The sequence below is a fragment of the Haloprofundus salinisoli genome, assembly GCF_020097815.1.
In the GTDB taxonomy this organism is placed as follows: domain Archaea; phylum Halobacteriota; class Halobacteria; order Halobacteriales; family Haloferacaceae; genus Haloprofundus; species Haloprofundus salinisoli.
In genome coordinates, this window is the sequence record NZ_CP083663.1 from 1,906,303 (window position 1) to 1,919,702 (window position 13,400).

Annotated in this window: 16 protein-coding genes; 7 read left to right on the top strand and 9 right to left on the bottom strand. The window is 67.3% G+C overall.

Going from position 1 to position 13,400, the window contains the following annotated elements:
• Positions 1-14 precede the first annotated feature (14 nt).
• From LAQ73_RS10095 to LAQ73_RS10115, 5 genes are all read right to left on the bottom strand, one after another.
• Positions 15-665, bottom strand: a complete 651-nt coding sequence (locus LAQ73_RS10095; RefSeq protein WP_224268164.1) for a DUF8135 domain-containing protein — start codon at positions 663-665, stop codon at positions 15-17.
• Complete coding sequence (locus tag LAQ73_RS10100; protein ID WP_224268165.1) at positions 658-1,467, bottom strand: hypothetical protein; 810 nt, start codon at positions 1,465-1,467, stop codon at positions 658-660. Before LAQ73_RS10100 ends, LAQ73_RS10095 begins: the two co-directional genes overlap by 8 nt.
• A gap of 39 nt (positions 1,468-1,506) precedes the next feature.
• A complete protein-coding gene (locus LAQ73_RS10105; RefSeq protein WP_224268166.1) occupies positions 1,507-2,343 on the bottom strand; it encodes an RAD55 family ATPase in 837 nt (278 codons plus the stop codon).
• Positions 2,344-2,406: 63 nt separating this feature from the next.
• Complete coding sequence (locus LAQ73_RS10110) at positions 2,407-3,393, bottom strand: beta-ribofuranosylaminobenzene 5'-phosphate synthase family protein (protein ID WP_224268167.1); 987 nt, start codon at positions 3,391-3,393, stop codon at positions 2,407-2,409.
• 68 nt (positions 3,394-3,461) lie between these two features.
• Positions 3,462-3,779 carry a cupin domain-containing protein gene (locus tag LAQ73_RS10115; RefSeq protein ID WP_224268168.1) on the bottom strand — a complete coding sequence of 106 codons (318 nt, stop codon included), beginning with the start codon at positions 3,777-3,779 and terminating at the stop codon, positions 3,462-3,464.
• Positions 3,780-3,962: 183 nt separating this feature from the next.
• Between LAQ73_RS10115 and LAQ73_RS10120 the strand changes: the two genes are divergently transcribed.
• Positions 3,963-4,328 carry a hypothetical protein gene (locus LAQ73_RS10120; protein ID WP_224268169.1) on the top strand — a complete coding sequence of 122 codons (366 nt, stop codon included), beginning with the start codon at positions 3,963-3,965 and terminating at the stop codon, positions 4,326-4,328.
• 7 nt (positions 4,329-4,335) lie between these two features.
• Here LAQ73_RS10120 and LAQ73_RS10125 read toward each other — a convergent pair whose 3' ends face one another.
• The 3 genes from LAQ73_RS10125 to pyrG are packed head-to-tail and all read right to left on the bottom strand — an operon-like array spanning position 4,336 to position 7,265.
• A complete protein-coding gene (locus tag LAQ73_RS10125) occupies positions 4,336-4,653 on the bottom strand; it encodes a DUF7126 family protein (RefSeq protein ID WP_224268170.1) in 318 nt (105 codons plus the stop codon).
• A 48-nt stretch (positions 4,654-4,701) separates the two neighbouring features.
• Complete coding sequence (gene guaA / locus LAQ73_RS10130) at positions 4,702-5,619, bottom strand: glutamine-hydrolyzing GMP synthase (RefSeq protein WP_224268171.1); 918 nt, start codon at positions 5,617-5,619, stop codon at positions 4,702-4,704.
• The gene (gene pyrG / locus LAQ73_RS10135) at positions 5,619-7,265 is read right to left on the bottom strand and encodes a glutamine hydrolyzing CTP synthase (RefSeq protein WP_224268172.1); all 1,647 of its coding nucleotides are present in this window, start codon (positions 7,263-7,265) and stop codon (positions 5,619-5,621) included. Before pyrG ends, guaA begins: the two co-directional genes overlap by 1 nt.
• Positions 7,266-7,486: 221 nt before the next feature.
• Here pyrG and LAQ73_RS10140 point away from each other — a divergent pair, with 221 nt between their 5' ends.
• Positions 7,487-8,266 carry a PHP domain-containing protein gene (locus tag LAQ73_RS10140; RefSeq protein ID WP_224268173.1) on the top strand — a complete coding sequence of 260 codons (780 nt, stop codon included), beginning with the start codon at positions 7,487-7,489 and terminating at the stop codon, positions 8,264-8,266.
• A gap of 9 nt (positions 8,267-8,275) precedes the next feature.
• Here LAQ73_RS10140 and LAQ73_RS10145 read toward each other — a convergent pair whose 3' ends face one another.
• Positions 8,276-9,559 (bottom strand): saccharopine dehydrogenase family protein, encoded by a 1,284-nt coding sequence (locus tag LAQ73_RS10145; RefSeq protein WP_224268174.1) that lies wholly within the window; start codon positions 9,557-9,559, stop codon positions 8,276-8,278.
• Positions 9,560-9,678: 119 nt separating this feature from the next.
• Here LAQ73_RS10145 and LAQ73_RS10150 point away from each other — a divergent pair, with 119 nt between their 5' ends.
• The 5 genes from LAQ73_RS10150 to LAQ73_RS10170 all read left to right on the top strand — a co-directional run bounded on the left by LAQ73_RS10150 (position 9,679) and on the right by LAQ73_RS10170 (position 13,395).
• Positions 9,679-10,479 carry an aldo/keto reductase gene (locus tag LAQ73_RS10150; RefSeq protein ID WP_224268175.1) on the top strand — a complete coding sequence of 267 codons (801 nt, stop codon included), beginning with the start codon at positions 9,679-9,681 and terminating at the stop codon, positions 10,477-10,479.
• A gap of 245 nt (positions 10,480-10,724) precedes the next feature.
• Positions 10,725-11,018, top strand: coding sequence for a hypothetical protein (locus tag LAQ73_RS10155; protein WP_224268176.1), 294 nt, complete (start codon positions 10,725-10,727; stop codon positions 11,016-11,018).
• A 6-nt stretch (positions 11,019-11,024) separates the two neighbouring features.
• On the top strand, positions 11,025-11,300 hold the full coding sequence (locus tag LAQ73_RS10160) for a hypothetical protein (RefSeq protein WP_224268177.1): 276 nt from the start codon (positions 11,025-11,027) through the stop codon (positions 11,298-11,300).
• A gap of 44 nt (positions 11,301-11,344) precedes the next feature.
• Entirely contained in the window at positions 11,345-12,430 is a 1,086-nt protein-coding gene (pdhA, locus tag LAQ73_RS10165) for a pyruvate dehydrogenase (acetyl-transferring) E1 component subunit alpha (RefSeq protein ID WP_224268178.1), read from the top strand.
• Positions 12,427-13,395, top strand: a complete 969-nt coding sequence (locus tag LAQ73_RS10170; RefSeq protein ID WP_224268179.1) for an alpha-ketoacid dehydrogenase subunit beta — start codon at positions 12,427-12,429, stop codon at positions 13,393-13,395. The genes pdhA and LAQ73_RS10170 overlap by 4 nt, the downstream gene beginning before the upstream one ends.
• Positions 13,396-13,400: the final 5 nt, after the last annotated feature.

Consider the following 13,400-nt stretch of genomic DNA (forward strand, 5'->3'; position numbering starts at 1 on the left):
TATTCGCTCCGGCCTCAAAGGTCAGTCGGAGCCGTTTCGCTCGCCCCGTCGCGGCGAGTTCGTTCGCTTCCGGGGACGTCGGCGACGGCGTGGGCCGCCCGGCGACTGCTTCCGGCGTCGCCGTCGTCGTCGACCACTGGACAGTTACGAACCCGGAGACGCTCGAACCCGACCGTCTCGACGATGTCCGTCCCCTCGTGGTCGCATCCGAACTCCGGCGGCGACTCGAAGTGCGGGCAGGTCTGGCAGTAGTGTCGCTTCGAGACGACGTACGTCTTGCCGTCGTCCGTTTCGACGACGGTCGCGTCGTCGCCGTTCGGCGCGTCGAGAGCGGCGTCGCCGTCGGCGATCGCGCCGGCCCACTCGTCGACGGCGGAGAAGTCGAAGCCGGCGGTGCTGGCGTCTCCGTCCCCGAGGTCAAACCCGCCGATGCTGGTGCTTTCGGCCCCGTAGTCGGAGTCGGTCGTCGGTTCGAGTTCGACCCACGGGTCGGACACGTCGGTGTCGCCGTGGGTCGACAACTGCTGGAACGGGTCGGTGTCGACGGTGCCAGCGGTGTCGGCGGTGTCGGCGGTCTCATCGGTGTCGACGGTATCGGTGCTGTCTGCGGCGCTGTCGCCGGTACTCCGCGTCTCCTCACCGTCGATGGCGTGTTCCTCAGACATCGAAGTTAGTCAACTCCGTGAGGTCGGCGTCCTCCGCGTCGGTTCCGGTGTCGGTCGTCAGCGTCGCCGACCCGAACGGCCAACTCGGCGGGGTGACGCCGTCGAACGGTGCGCCGCAGTGCGGGCACACCGGCGACGAGAGCAGTCCGAGGTGAACCGTCTCGCCGCAGTCCACGCAAGCGCCTTTGCTCACGCCGTTTTTGTGCGCCGATTCGAGAAATTCGTCGAGTTCACGGTCGGCGGTCACCGCCGACTCCGCTCGCTGCACCCGGTCCCGTAGGTTGACGGTCACCCGGGCGAGCGTAGTCAGCCGTTCTTCCGCCGTCTCGACCCGCCCGGCCAGTTCCTCGTAGGCCTCCGACCGCTCGGCCAGTTCCGAGTCGAGGTCCGCCGACAGCGACTCGACGCGACGTTCCAGCGCCTCCACGTCGGCGCTCGCCTCCGCCACCGCCTGTCGAACCTCGGGGTGTTCGTGGTCGAGCGGCGCTTTCGCGTCCGTCTCGCGCTTTACCTCGATGACGCGGCCACGGACGTCGTCGATTTTCTCGTCGACGTCGGACTGGACGCCGTCGACCCGCTCGTCGAGTCCGTCGAGTCGGCTCGTCAGCGCGTCGAGCGCCGACTCGACCGTCGAGTCGCCGTCTGCCGATCGCGGGCGGTCCTCGGGGAGGTCGGCGAACACCTCCGAGCCCAGCGCGTCGGGGGCCTCTCCGTTCTGTTCACTGCTCTCGGTGTGCGACTCGACCGGTGCTGTCGACTCCCACGCCGACTCGCCGTTCGGTTCTACCCGGTCGTCAGCCATCTGAAGTAGTGCTGTGCGTCTCGTGTCTTAAACTTTCGCTCACCGTATCTTCCGAACGTCGCTCACGTCGAGTCCCGACTCCTGGATATCGACCTCGAATCGGACGATGTTCTCGCCCTCGATGCGCGAGAGCACGCCGCGGAACTCCTCGACGACCATCGTTCGAGCGCGCTTCGACCCGCCGGACTCCCACTGGAAGCGGAGCGTCCCGCCGGCGGCGTCGGTCAAAAGCCCCAGCTCGCGGGGCCCCAACGTCTCCTCGTTGACGAGCAGGATGATGAGTCCGCCCCAGTGGTGAGCGGCCTTCCGGAGCCCTTTCATCACCATCGCGATATCGGACCACGCCATCTCGTCGGAGACCGCGCCGACGAGGTCGGTGATGGAGTCGACGAGAACCAAGTTACCAGGTGCGTGCTCGCCGAGATACTCGCCGAGCGCACTCATCACGTCCTCGCGGCTGTGTCGCGTCCCCAGATCGCGGATGGTCGACGCCTCGCCGACGTACCACTCCCTGGGGATGGGGCTCAGTTGGAAGTACTCCGGCGAGAAATCGCGGAATCGAATCTCCGAGAGCGCCGCGTCGACGATGTCGTCGGCCAGCGTGTACGCCAGCTCCTGGCCGATGTACTCCTCGTCGGTCGTAAACGAGAGGTAGTGGACCTCGTCGGGCAGGTGCGTGTTCGCCCCGAGGGAACCGTAGTACAACTCGAACAGGTCGCTGTCGGCGTGTGCCAGGGCGTTCATCGCGGCGCTCGTCTGCAGAAACTCCCGCGCACCCGCTCCGGATTCGCCCGACAGGAGGACGACGTTGCCCGGCGGCGCGCCCCCGCCGATGACGGAATCGAAGCGCGAGACGCCGAAGGGGATGTTCTCCATGGCCGCCCGTCGGCGGCCGCCGGGATAGTCGTTACGACGGACAGTCAACTCTTCAGACACGTTTCACTCGACTCGCGCGCCGACGTTCCGCGGCGCGGAGACGAACGCGTCGCCGTCGATTCCGGCCGCCGCGAGCGCCGCTTCTCCGGCCTCCTGTGCGGCGTCGGCGTGCGCGGCGTCGGTGACGCCGTACACCGCTGGCCCCCACGACGACTGTCCGGCACCGTACACCGCGGGCACGTCGTCGAGCGAGGCGACGAGTTCGCCAACCGGCGGCCGGTAGACGCCGCCCTGCTCGTCGGCGTACCACGCGCCGTTGAGACGGCCGATTTCGGCCACCGCCTCGCCAAACCGCTCGGGAGCGTCGTCGCCGATGGCGGGGAGCACCCGACGGACGACGACGCCCGAGATGCGGTCGGCGATGGCCGGGTCGGCGCGCTCGACGGCGGCGCGCATGCTCGCGTCCTCGTCGGCGTCGCTCTTACCGGGTGCAGCGTCGGGCAGGACGACGAGGAACCGCCACTCGTCGGGGATTCGATGCTGGGCGGCCGCCGCCGGGACGGTCCACGCGCCGTCTTCGGGTCTGTCGACGGTGAAGCGCGCCGTCGGGTGGCCCGCGTCGAGGACGAACCCCCCCGACTCGAAAGCGGCGACGCCGACACCGGAGCGACCGCCGCGACCCAGCGCCGGTGCCCGCTTTCGCACGTTCGGCGCGCGGTCGTACGCTCCGGCGACGCCCGCGAAGACGGAGAGCGCCAGTTGCGTGCCGCTGCCGAGACCCACGTGCCGCGGCAGCGACGACTCGACGCGGACGTTCGCGCCGGGGACGCCGAGCAGTTCGGTCGCCCGACCGGCGTACTCGTGAACCGTCTCGGCCAGTGCGTCGACGCTCTCGGGAAGGTCGACGGTCACCGCGTCGTCGGGCGTCACGTCGACGACGAGTTCGGGCGTGTCGAGCGCCGCGCCCAGCGCGCCGTACAACCGCTCGTGGGCGAGGCTCAGGTTGCAGAAGCCGAAGTGGAGTCGCCCGGCGGCGGTGACGCGCGTCATAGCAAGAGGTTGGGAACGTCGCCGTATCGGGATTTCGACGGTGGCAACGCTGGACGGTGTTTTTCCGCCTACGACGGTAGCGGACAGAGACTCGCGGTGAAGACGGCCACTTCGTCGGTGTCGTTGCGCGCGCCGTGGACGACGCCGCGCTCGTGGAGAACGACGCCGGGAGCCTCGATCGCCTCCTCGTCGTCGCCCTGAATCACCGTCACCGTGCCGCGAAGCACGTGGAAGACGTTCGTACTGTCGCCGTGCTCGTGCGGCGAGAGTTCCGCATCGGGGCCGAGCGCGAATGCCTTCACGAGCACGTCGTCGGTGACGACCAGTTCCGCCGTCTCGACTTCTCCATTCGCCGGGTCGAGGTCTTCGAGTCGGTCGAGTGTCATGGCCGTGACGACGGCGGCGGCTCGAATAAGCGTGGCGTCGACGGCGACGGGAGCGGGTCGCCCGGTTGCGTCTCGGTGTCCGTCTCCGTCCCGTCGCTCAGGGCGGCGGTCGAGTCGCTCACGACCGGTCGTCGCGTCGCGGGCAACCCGACGCTTACGTCGCTCGCGTCCGTACGCTCCACGATGGACACAGACCGCATCCCCGACGGCTGGTACGAGGAGTCCGACCCCGAGTTCATCGACCGGAAGTACGACCCGCGCCCGGTCACCGTCTTCCGGCACGTCGACCACGGCGCGACGCTTGTGGCGATGCCGTCGGAGCCGAACACCGAACACACCGAGACGGACACCTACCGTCTCGCCGTCGCCCGCGAGGAGACCTCGAACTTCGGCGACGTGGAGCCGTTCGCGGAGGTACACGGCGACGACGAGGCGCTCGCCGCGGCCGGGACGTTCACGAGAGCGTACAACGCCGAGGGCGGCGGCGACGCGGGTATCGAAGCGGGAAAACGGGCGGTGGCCGACGAACGAGAGCGGAACTCGGAGTAGACGCGACTCAGACGAGTTCTTCGGCGACGACCGACGCCGACAGCAGTTTCGGGTCGACCGCGAGGTCGGCCTGTCCTTTTGCGAACTCCGGTAGCGACTGGTTCGCGTAGACGACGACCCGAACGCCGGGGTTCAGCTCCTTCGCCAGCGGAATCGCCGTCGCCTCCGCCACGTCGGTGAGGACGACGAGGTCCGCACCGTCGATCCCGGCGTCTTCGAGCGCCGGGCGGGTGACGATGTCCTCGATGCGCGTAAGTTCGACACCCTCGTCGGCGAGGGCGTCGGCCAGTCCGTTCTCGTCGGGGCCGCAGAGTATCGCTTTCATAGATTACGTGAAGTTCGGAGGCTCGCTGATTCGGTGGGGTCCGTCGAGTTACTCGTACTCGATGGTCGCGGGCGGTTTGTGCGTCACGTCGTAGACGACGCGCGCGACGTTGTCGTTCGTTCCGGTGATTCGGCTCTGGATGCGCTGGAGCGTCTCCCAACTGAGTTCCTGGGCGCGGGCGGTCATTCCGTCGCGGCTCTCGACGGAGCGGACGGCGACGATCCAGCCGTGGACGCGGTTGTCACCTTTCACGCCGGTGCCTTTGCCGACGACGGCGGCGAACGCCTGCCACGGGTCGTACTCCTCCAGCTCCTCCTCGACGACGTGACACGCTTCGCGCGCCACTTCGACTTTCTCCTGGGTCACCTCGCCGATGACGCGGACCGCGAGGCCCGGGCCGGGGAACGGCATCCGCTCGGCGACGACCTCCTCTAAATCGAGCGCGCGAGCGACCTCTCGAACTTCGTCCTTGTAGAGGTCACGGACCGGTTCGACGATGCCCTCGAAGTCGACGACGTCCGGCAGACCGCCGACGTTGTGGTGCGACTTGATGCCGCCCTCGCTCTCGATGCGGTCGGGGTAGATGGTCCCCTGGACGAGGTAGTCGGCGTCGGTGTCTCTCGCCTCGCGCTCGAACTCGCGGATGAACTGCTCGCCGATGACCTCGCGCTTGACTTCGGGGTCGACGACGCCCGAGAGCGCGTCGAAGAACCGCTCGTGGGCGTCGACGACGCGGAGGCTCTCCATGAAACTGAACGTCTCGCGGATGCCCTCCGTCTCGCCTTTCCGCATCAGGCCGGTGTCGACGTAGACGGGGGTGAGCTGCTCGCCGATGGCTTCGTAGGCGAGCGCGGCCGCGACCGAGGAGTCGACGCCGCCCGAGAGCGCGATGATGGCGTGGGCGTCGCCTACTTCGTCTTTAATCTCTGCAACGGCTTCTTCGATGAATGAATCAGTGTCGACCATCAGGCTTCGACCTCCTTGGGCTCCTCGTGCTGTTCGAGAATCGATTCGACGAGGCCGACGAACGGCGGACTCGCTCTGTCGGGACGCGAGCGGTACTCGGGGTGGAACTGCGTCCCCAGGAAGTACGGGTGGTCCGCGAGCTCGACGATCTCCATGCGGTTGCCCGACTTGCCCGAGAACGTCAGGGCATCGGCTTCGAGTTCGGAGAAGAACTCGGGGTTCACCTCGTAGCGGTGGCGATGCCGTTCGGTGCAGGTGTCGTCGCCGTAGACGCGGTGGGCGAGCGTCCCGGCTTCGATGTCGGTGTCGTGCGCGCCGAGGCGCATCGTCCCGCCCATATCCTCCATGTCGTACTGTTCGGGCAGGAGGTCGATGACCGGGTGTGCGGTCTCGGGGTCCAGTTCCGCCGAGTGGGCGTCTTCCCAGCCGAGGACGTTGCGGGCGTACTCGACGACGGCCATCTGGAAACCGAGACAGAGGCCGAGGAAGGGCACGTCGTTTTCGCGGGCGTAGCGAATGGCCTCGATCTTCCCCTCGGTCCCGCGGGAGCCGAAGCCGCCGGGGACGACGATACCGTCGGCGTTCTCCAAGCGTTCGGTGTGGTGGTCGCGCATCTCGTCGGAGTCGACCCAGTGGACGTTCACCTCGACGCCCGTCTCGATACCGGCGTGCTTGAGCGCCTCGCGGACCGACATGTAGGCGTCTTCGAGGTCGTACTTACCGACGAGCGCGATATCGACGGAACCCTCGCGGTTGCGCGTCACCAGGTCGCGCCAGCGACTGTCGCGTTCGCCCTCCGGTAGCGCTTCGCCGTCGAGCGAGAGGCGTTCCATCACGTACTCGTCGAGACCCTCCTCCTCGACCATCAGCGGAACGTGGTAGATGTCCTCGACGTCGGGGTTCGAGAAGACAGCCTCCGTGGGTACGTCGCAGAACAGCGCGATTTTCTCCCGCGTGTCGATGTCGAGGCGGTTCTGGTTGCGACCGATGAGGATGTCGGGCTGTAGGCCGATGCTCCGCAGCTCCTTCACGCTGTGCTGGGTCGGCTTGGTTTTCTGCTCGCCGTTCTTCGAGTCGGGAACGAGCGTGACGTGCATGAACAGGATGTCCTCCTCGGCCTCCTCGTGGGCGAACTGTCGGAGCGCTTCGAGATACGGCATCGACTCGATGTCGCCGACCGTCCCACCGACTTCGACGATGCAGACGTCGGCGTCCTCGGCGGCCTCGCGGACGCGCCGCTTGATGTCGTCGGTGATGTGCGGGATGATCTGGACCGTCTTCCCGAGGTAGTCGCCGGCGCGCTCCTTCTCGATGACGTGCTGGTACGTCTTGCCCGTGGTGACGTTGTGGTCGGAGGTCATGTCGACCCCGAGGAACCGCTCGTAGTTCCCGAGGTCGAGGTCGACCTCGCCGCCGTCTTTCAGCACGTACACCTCGCCGTGCTGGTACGGGTTCATCGTTCCGGCGTCGACGTTCAGGTACGGGTCGATCTTCACCGCGGTGACGTCGAACCCGGCGTTCGACAGCAGGCGCCCGGTGCTGGCTGCCGTGATTCCCTTGCCGAGTCCGGACATCACACCCCCGGTGACGAAAATGAACTTCCTCCCTAGATTCGGGTTGTATCCCGTGTCGGGTTCCGTCGGCATACCGACTGTGCGCGAGGCCCGTTGAAGAACGTTTCGTCACGTGCAAACGTTTGCGAGAGGCCCACAAATCCACAGTTCGTGATTGATGCCTCATCTGCCACTTGCGCGGCACCAGAGAGGGGCTTGCCCCGTTTCTCGCGTCCATCGTGGGTTCGCCCGAACAACCGTTTCCGAGGTCGGCCGGCAGAAACGTCTATCCGCTTGCCCGTCTATGGACGAACGTGCCGCCGACTCACGACTACCACGTCCATTCGACGTACTCGGACGGCAAGTTCCTCTATCGGATGCTGCGCGCCGCCGAGGAGGCCGGACTCGACGCCGTCGGATTCGCCGACCACTGCAACGCCTCCGCCCGCGAGGAGGCCCGCCAGCGGACTTTCGAACTCGGATTCAACCTCGACCAGACGTACCCGCGTCGGCGGGCGGCCATCGACTCGCTCCGCGAGCAGTTCGGCGTTCGCATCTTCGACGCCGTCGAGATGGACTACGACCCGCGCGACGAGACGGAGATTCGCACGTTCCTCGACGACGCCGGGTTCGACTACGCCGTCGGCAGCGTCCACCGCCTCGACGGAACGAACGTCCACACCGAGGGCTTCTTCGCGGCGAAATCCGAGGTCGAACAGCAGGCGTACGTCGACGACTACTTCGACAAAGTCGTCTCGCTCGTCGACTCGGAGCTGTTCGAGATTGCCGCCCACGTCGACCTCGTGGAGCGAAACCCCGCGCTCCGAGGGTACGCCACCGCCGACCACTACGAACGCGTCGCCGACGCGTTCGCGCGCTCCCGAACGGTTCCCGAAATCAACGCCGGGCGCGTCCTCCGGGAGTACGGTCAGATTCACCCCTCGCCACCGCTTCTCGAACTGCTACTCGAACGCGGCGTCGGGTTCACCCTCGGCACTGACTCGCACCGCCCGCTCGAACTCAGAGAGCGGCTGCCGGTCCTCTTGGAGCAGTTCGAGGAGTACGATATCGAACCGGTCCGACTGTTCGACTGATTCCGCCGGTTACTCGTCGCGTCGCGTCGCGGCGTCGTCCGACTCCTCTCCGTCGTCCCCGTCCGTCACCGCAGCGTCTTCGTCGGCCGCTTCGACGACCTCGCGCTTCTCGATGACCTCGTCGTCGACGTCCTCCGCCGTGTCGCTATCGACTCCGTCGTCTGCCGTCTCACCCTCGCGCTCGACGTCGCTCGCGTCGCCCTTGCTCTCGTCGACGTCCGCAAATTCGCCGGGTTCGTCGCCCGCTCGAACGTCGTCGTCGGTTCGCTCGACGCCCGAAACCTCCAGAATCAGGTCGGGGCCGAACGCGCTCGCGGGGGTCTGATACCCGGTCGGCGCGTCGCCGGCGAGCGTCTTCTCCGCACACAGGACCGCCGTCTCCGCGGTGAGCGCGTAGGTGTTGGGAGTCCGGAGTCGAGAGACGACGCGTTCGTCGCCGTCGTCGGCCGCTTCGCCCCACACGTACACCGTCGCGTCCGCTCGCTCTCCGGCGCTGGGGTCCTCGGCGTAGCGGTCGGCGACCCGTTTGAGCAGCCGTTTCGCCGGTTTCGTGTCGAGCAGCGGGGCGAGGTAGCGCTGTGCCTCCATCGCCCGCCGCGTCGACTCCGGGAACGACGCGTACACCTCGATGTTCGGAATGCCCGTCGACGTGTACGCCGTCGAGACGTCGCCCCAGGGGATGGTGACGGCAGTGCGATACCCACGGCCGAAGTCGATCTCACGCGTCTTCCATCCGCTCGGCACTTGGTGGAGCATGCCGTCCTCACGAATCGCGCCGCCCTCGCCGAGGCCCTCGATGGCCGTCTTCAGCGTCCCCGTCGACAGCGACCCCGAGGTGTCGAAGCCGAGCGCGAGATGCGTCGCCTCCGGCAGTCGGTCGGCGAGGTGAGCGGCGAGACAGTCGGTCGGCACCACGTCGAAGCCGACGCCTGGCAGCAGGGTGACTCCGACCTCCTCGGCCTCCGGACCGCGGCGCTTCAGACGCTCGAACACCTGAATCTCGCCGGTGATGTCGAGGTAGTTCGCGCCGACGTCGAGGCAGGCGTCGACCATGGGTTCGGCCGTCGTCGAGAACGGCCCCGCGCAGTTCAACACGGTGTGGGCGTCGTCGATTCGGTCGGCGACGGTGTCGAGAGAGGCGACGCGAGCGCGGACGCCGAGTTCGTCGGCTTGGGCGGTCACCTTCTCGGCGTCGCGGCCGACGAGAATCGGGTCGAGACCGCGCTCGACGGCCTTCTCGGCGACGAGCGACCCCGTGTAGCCGTACGAACCGTAGATGACGAGTTCGGACATACTATCACGGTACGAGACGCTGGCTGTTGGGCGTTGTGGCGTCTCTCACCCGGCGAGCGCGAAGCAGACGGCTCTGCCGCGACCGGAGGCTTTTGGCGTCGTCTCCGCGAACCCCGCGTATGGACTTCCCACGGCTCGGACTCGGAACGTACCAGAACAAGGACCTCGACCAGTGCGCGGCGAGCGTCGAGACGGCTCTGAACGTCGGCTTCCGTCACATCGACACCGCGCAGGGCTACGAGAACGAGGAGGCCGTCGGCGACGGCGTCGACGCGGCCGACGTCTCCCGCGACGACCTCTTCGTCGCCACCAAACTCGACACCGGTAACCTCGGCTACGACGACGTGCTGGAGACGACCCGCGAGAGCGCCCAGAAACTCGGCGTCGACACCATCGACCTCATGTACGTCCACTGGCCGCTGAACACCTACGACCCCGAGGAGACGCTTCCGGCACTCGACGAGCTCCGCGACGAGGGTGTCATCGAACACGTCGGCCTGAGCAACTTCCGCCCCGACCAACTCGACGAGGCGAAGGACCACCTCGACGCGCCCATCTTCGCCCACCAGGTCGAGATGCACCCGATGCTCCAGCAGGAGGAGCTCCGCGAGTACGCCCGCGAGGACGACCACTGGCTGGTCGCGTACTGCCCCATCGCCCGCAACGACGTCGCCGACGTCTCCGAGATTCAGGATATCGCCGAAAAACACGACGCGAGCGCCGCGCAGGTCGCGCTCGCGTGGCTGCTCTCGAAGGACCAGGTCGCTCCCATCCCGAAGGCGACCGGCGAGGAGCACATCCTCCAGAACTTCGGGGCCAAAGACCTCGAACTCGACGAGGAAGACGTCTCGGCCATCGACGGCCTCGACCGCGAGGAGCGCATCGTCGACTTCGACGACGCGCCGTGGAACCAGGTCTGAGCGCCCACAGAGGGTAATTTCGACGCATCTTCGGTTCTGTAAGTACTTTCACTGCGGTTGGCTCGCGCTTATTGCAGCCAAAGACGTCTGAGTAAAACACGAGCATCAGCAGTGGTCGGTGGTGGGACACCGACGCGGTGCTCGTTCCCCTTGGGAGGATTGAGCATGAGGAGACAGACGGTTTCACGACATAGGAGTTTCGACGAACAGCACGAGAGACCCCGTCGCGTCGCCGGAGGTGCGCGATGAGCGCCGCCCGGGTTGACGAGCACGCCGAGAGCGACGGCCGCGCGGAAGGCGACGAGAGCGACGAACCCGACGGCTGTGCGGCGAGACGTAGACAGACGCGCACCGTCGTCGCCGTCGCGCTCCTCTTCTCGCTGCTCGGCGCGACGCTCCCGCGGTTGGCCAGCGGCGACCCGCTCGCAGCGTGGGAGGTGTTCCTGCTTTCGACGCTCGGTCTCGCGGCGGGCATCGCGACGCTCGGCGGCGACTCGGTCAGAACCGCCGCCGCGGTGTTTCGGGAGAGCGGGCCGTAGCGGCCGATGTCTTGGCCGTCAGATGACCGGTCGCGCCAGCGCCCCGCCGACGGGGTCGGTGAGCGCGCCGACGGCGAGACCGAGGCCCGTCGCGCGAGCCTTGACGGCGGCGAACTCGGCGGTCGCGTCCCGCTCGGCGAGCAGTTCGTAGAGCCGCGTGCCGTCGCTGCCGGAGCGGAACGTCTGGCCGACGGCCCACGCGCCGTAGACGAACGCGAACTCCCAGAACGTCGTCGCCCGTCGACGGTTGTCGTTCCCTCGCCGTCGCTCACGCGTCGCTGAGCCGACTTTAAACTAAGTAGCTCCTCGCAGACATTCGAACAACCGTGCCGCGTGAAACAGCCTACGAACTCTCGATAGACTACGTGCAGGTGCTGGAGCCCGACGGGAGTGTCGACGCCGAGTTGGAACCTGACCTCTCCGAGGACGACCTGCTCGAGATGTACTGGACGATGAGACGCTCCCGGCGACTCGACGAGCGCGCCATCGCCCTGCAACGACGGGGCGAACTCGGGACCTACGCGCCCGCCATCGGGCAGGAGGCCGCCCAAGCTGGCAGCGCCCACGCGCTCGCCGACGAGGACTGGATGGTAACGTCGTTCCGCGAGACGCCTGCCTACCTCGCCCGCGGGACGCCGCCGCAGATGTTACTGTGGTACGCGATGGGGATGGAGGAGGGGTCGGCGACGACGCGCGAGAGCCGAAACATGCCGCCGTCGATTCCGGTCGGTTCGCAGGCGCTCCACGGGGCCGGTCTCGGATGGGCCCAGGAGATCGCCGGCGAGGACGCCGCGTCGCTCGTCTACTTCGGCGACGGCGCGACCAGCGAGGGCGACGTCTACGAGGCGACCAACCTCGCGGGCGTCTTCGACGCCCACACCGTCTTCCTCTGTCAGAACAACCAGTACGCCATCTCGGTGCCGCGCACGAAACAGACCCGCGCGGAGACGCTGGCGCAGAAGGCCGCCGCCGCCGGTATCGAGGGCGTGCAGGTCGACGGCAACGATGTGCTCGGCACCTACGCCGTGGTGCGCGACGCGCTGGAGAGCGCCCGCGCCGGCGACCCGGTGTTCGTCGAGGCGCTGACCTACCGCCGCTCGCTGCACACCACCTCCGACGACCCCTCCGTTTACCGCCACGAAGAGGAGGAAGACGAGTGGGAGACCCGAGACCCCGTTGTCCGGTTCGAGACGTACCTCCGCGAGCGCGGTGTGCTAGACGACGACCGTATCGTCGACGTGCAGGAGTCCATCGAGGAGGAACTCCGCGAGGAGATTCAAGCGGCGAACGAGGGCCGTGAGAGCGTCGACGCCGAGGAGATGTTCGACTACGCCTTCGAGACGCCGATTCCGGAGTTGGAACGCCAACGCACCGAGTTCCGTGACGCCGCATCGGAGGGCGAGAACCGATGACGGAACGGCAACGACTCGTTGAGGCGGTCCGCAATACCCTGTTTGAGGAGATGGCACGCGACGACTCCGTGGTCGTCTACGGACAGGACGTGGGCCGAAACGGCGGCGTCTTCCGGGCGACGCAGGGACTCATCGACGAGTATCCGAACCGCGTCTACGACGCCCCCGTCGCCGAAGCGGGTATCGTCGGCCTCGGCGTCGGACTGGGGACCTACGGCTTCACGCCCGTCCCCGAGATCGAGTTCTCGGGGTTCATGCACCAGGCGTTCCACCAGATACAGCAGCACGTCGCCCGTCTCCGCAGTCGGACGCGCGGCGAACTGAACTGCCCGATGACCATCCGCGCGCCCTACGGCGGCGGCATCCGGGCGCTCGAACACCACTCCGAGAGCTTCGAAGCCGGCTACGCGCACACACCGGGACTGAAAGTCGTCGTTCCCTCGACGCCCGCCGACGCGAAGGGACTGCTGACGAGCTCCATCCGCGACCCCGACCCAGTCGTCTTCTTCGAGCCGACGCGACTCTACCGGGCGTTCCGCGAGGAGGTTCCCGAGGGCGACTACACCGTGCCGCTCGGCGAAGCCGACGTGGTGCGGGAGGGCGAGGACGTGACGGTGGTCGCGTGGGGCGCGATGCGCCACCGTGCGTTCGACGCGGCGGAGAGCGTCGACGCGAGCGTCGAGGTGGTCGACCCGCGTAGCATCGTCCCGTTCGACACGGAGACGGTGCTGGAGTCGGTCCGGAAGACCGGTCGTTGCGTCGTGGTCCACGAAGCGCCCAAGACGGGCGGGATGGCCGCCGAGATAACGGCTCGCATCAACGACCGCGCGCTCTACTATCTCGAAGCGCCGGTCCAACGCGTCACCGGCTACGACGTACCCTACCCGCTGTTCGCCAGAGAGGACGAGTACGTCCCCGACGAGAGCCGGATTCGACGGGGTATCGAGCGGTCGCTGTCGGGGTAATCTGA

Bases quoted from the DNA above. Each gene is read 5' to 3' on its own strand.
- LAQ73_RS10095 (WP_224268164.1), bottom strand. From the start codon at position 665: ATGTCTGAGGAACACGCCATCGACGGTGAGGAGACGCGGAGTACCGGC.
- LAQ73_RS10100 (WP_224268165.1), bottom strand. From the start codon at position 1,467: ATGGCTGACGACCGGGTAGAACCGAACGGCGAGTCGGCGTGGGAGTCG.
- LAQ73_RS10105 (WP_224268166.1), bottom strand. From the start codon at position 2,343: ATGGAGAACATCCCCTTCGGCGTCTCGCGCTTCGATTCCGTCATCGGC.
- LAQ73_RS10110 (WP_224268167.1), bottom strand. From the start codon at position 3,393: ATGACGCGCGTCACCGCCGCCGGGCGACTCCACTTCGGCTTCTGCAAC.
- LAQ73_RS10115 (WP_224268168.1), bottom strand. From the start codon at position 3,779: ATGACACTCGACCGACTCGAAGACCTCGACCCGGCGAATGGAGAAGTC.
- LAQ73_RS10120 (WP_224268169.1), top strand. From the start codon at position 3,963: ATGGACACAGACCGCATCCCCGACGGCTGGTACGAGGAGTCCGACCCC.
- LAQ73_RS10125 (WP_224268170.1), bottom strand. From the start codon at position 4,653: ATGAAAGCGATACTCTGCGGCCCCGACGAGAACGGACTGGCCGACGCC.
- guaA (WP_224268171.1), bottom strand. From the start codon at position 5,619: ATGGTCGACACTGATTCATTCATCGAAGAAGCCGTTGCAGAGATTAAA.
- pyrG (WP_224268172.1), bottom strand. From the start codon at position 7,265: ATGCCGACGGAACCCGACACGGGATACAACCCGAATCTAGGGAGGAAG.
- LAQ73_RS10145 (WP_224268174.1), bottom strand. From the start codon at position 9,559: ATGTCCGAACTCGTCATCTACGGTTCGTACGGCTACACGGGGTCGCTC.
- LAQ73_RS10150 (WP_224268175.1), top strand. From the start codon at position 9,679: ATGGACTTCCCACGGCTCGGACTCGGAACGTACCAGAACAAGGACCTC.
- LAQ73_RS10155 (WP_224268176.1), top strand. From the start codon at position 10,725: ATGAGCGCCGCCCGGGTTGACGAGCACGCCGAGAGCGACGGCCGCGCG.
- LAQ73_RS10160 (WP_224268177.1), top strand. From the start codon at position 11,025: ATGTCTTGGCCGTCAGATGACCGGTCGCGCCAGCGCCCCGCCGACGGG.
- LAQ73_RS10170 (WP_224268179.1), top strand. From the start codon at position 12,427: ATGACGGAACGGCAACGACTCGTTGAGGCGGTCCGCAATACCCTGTTT.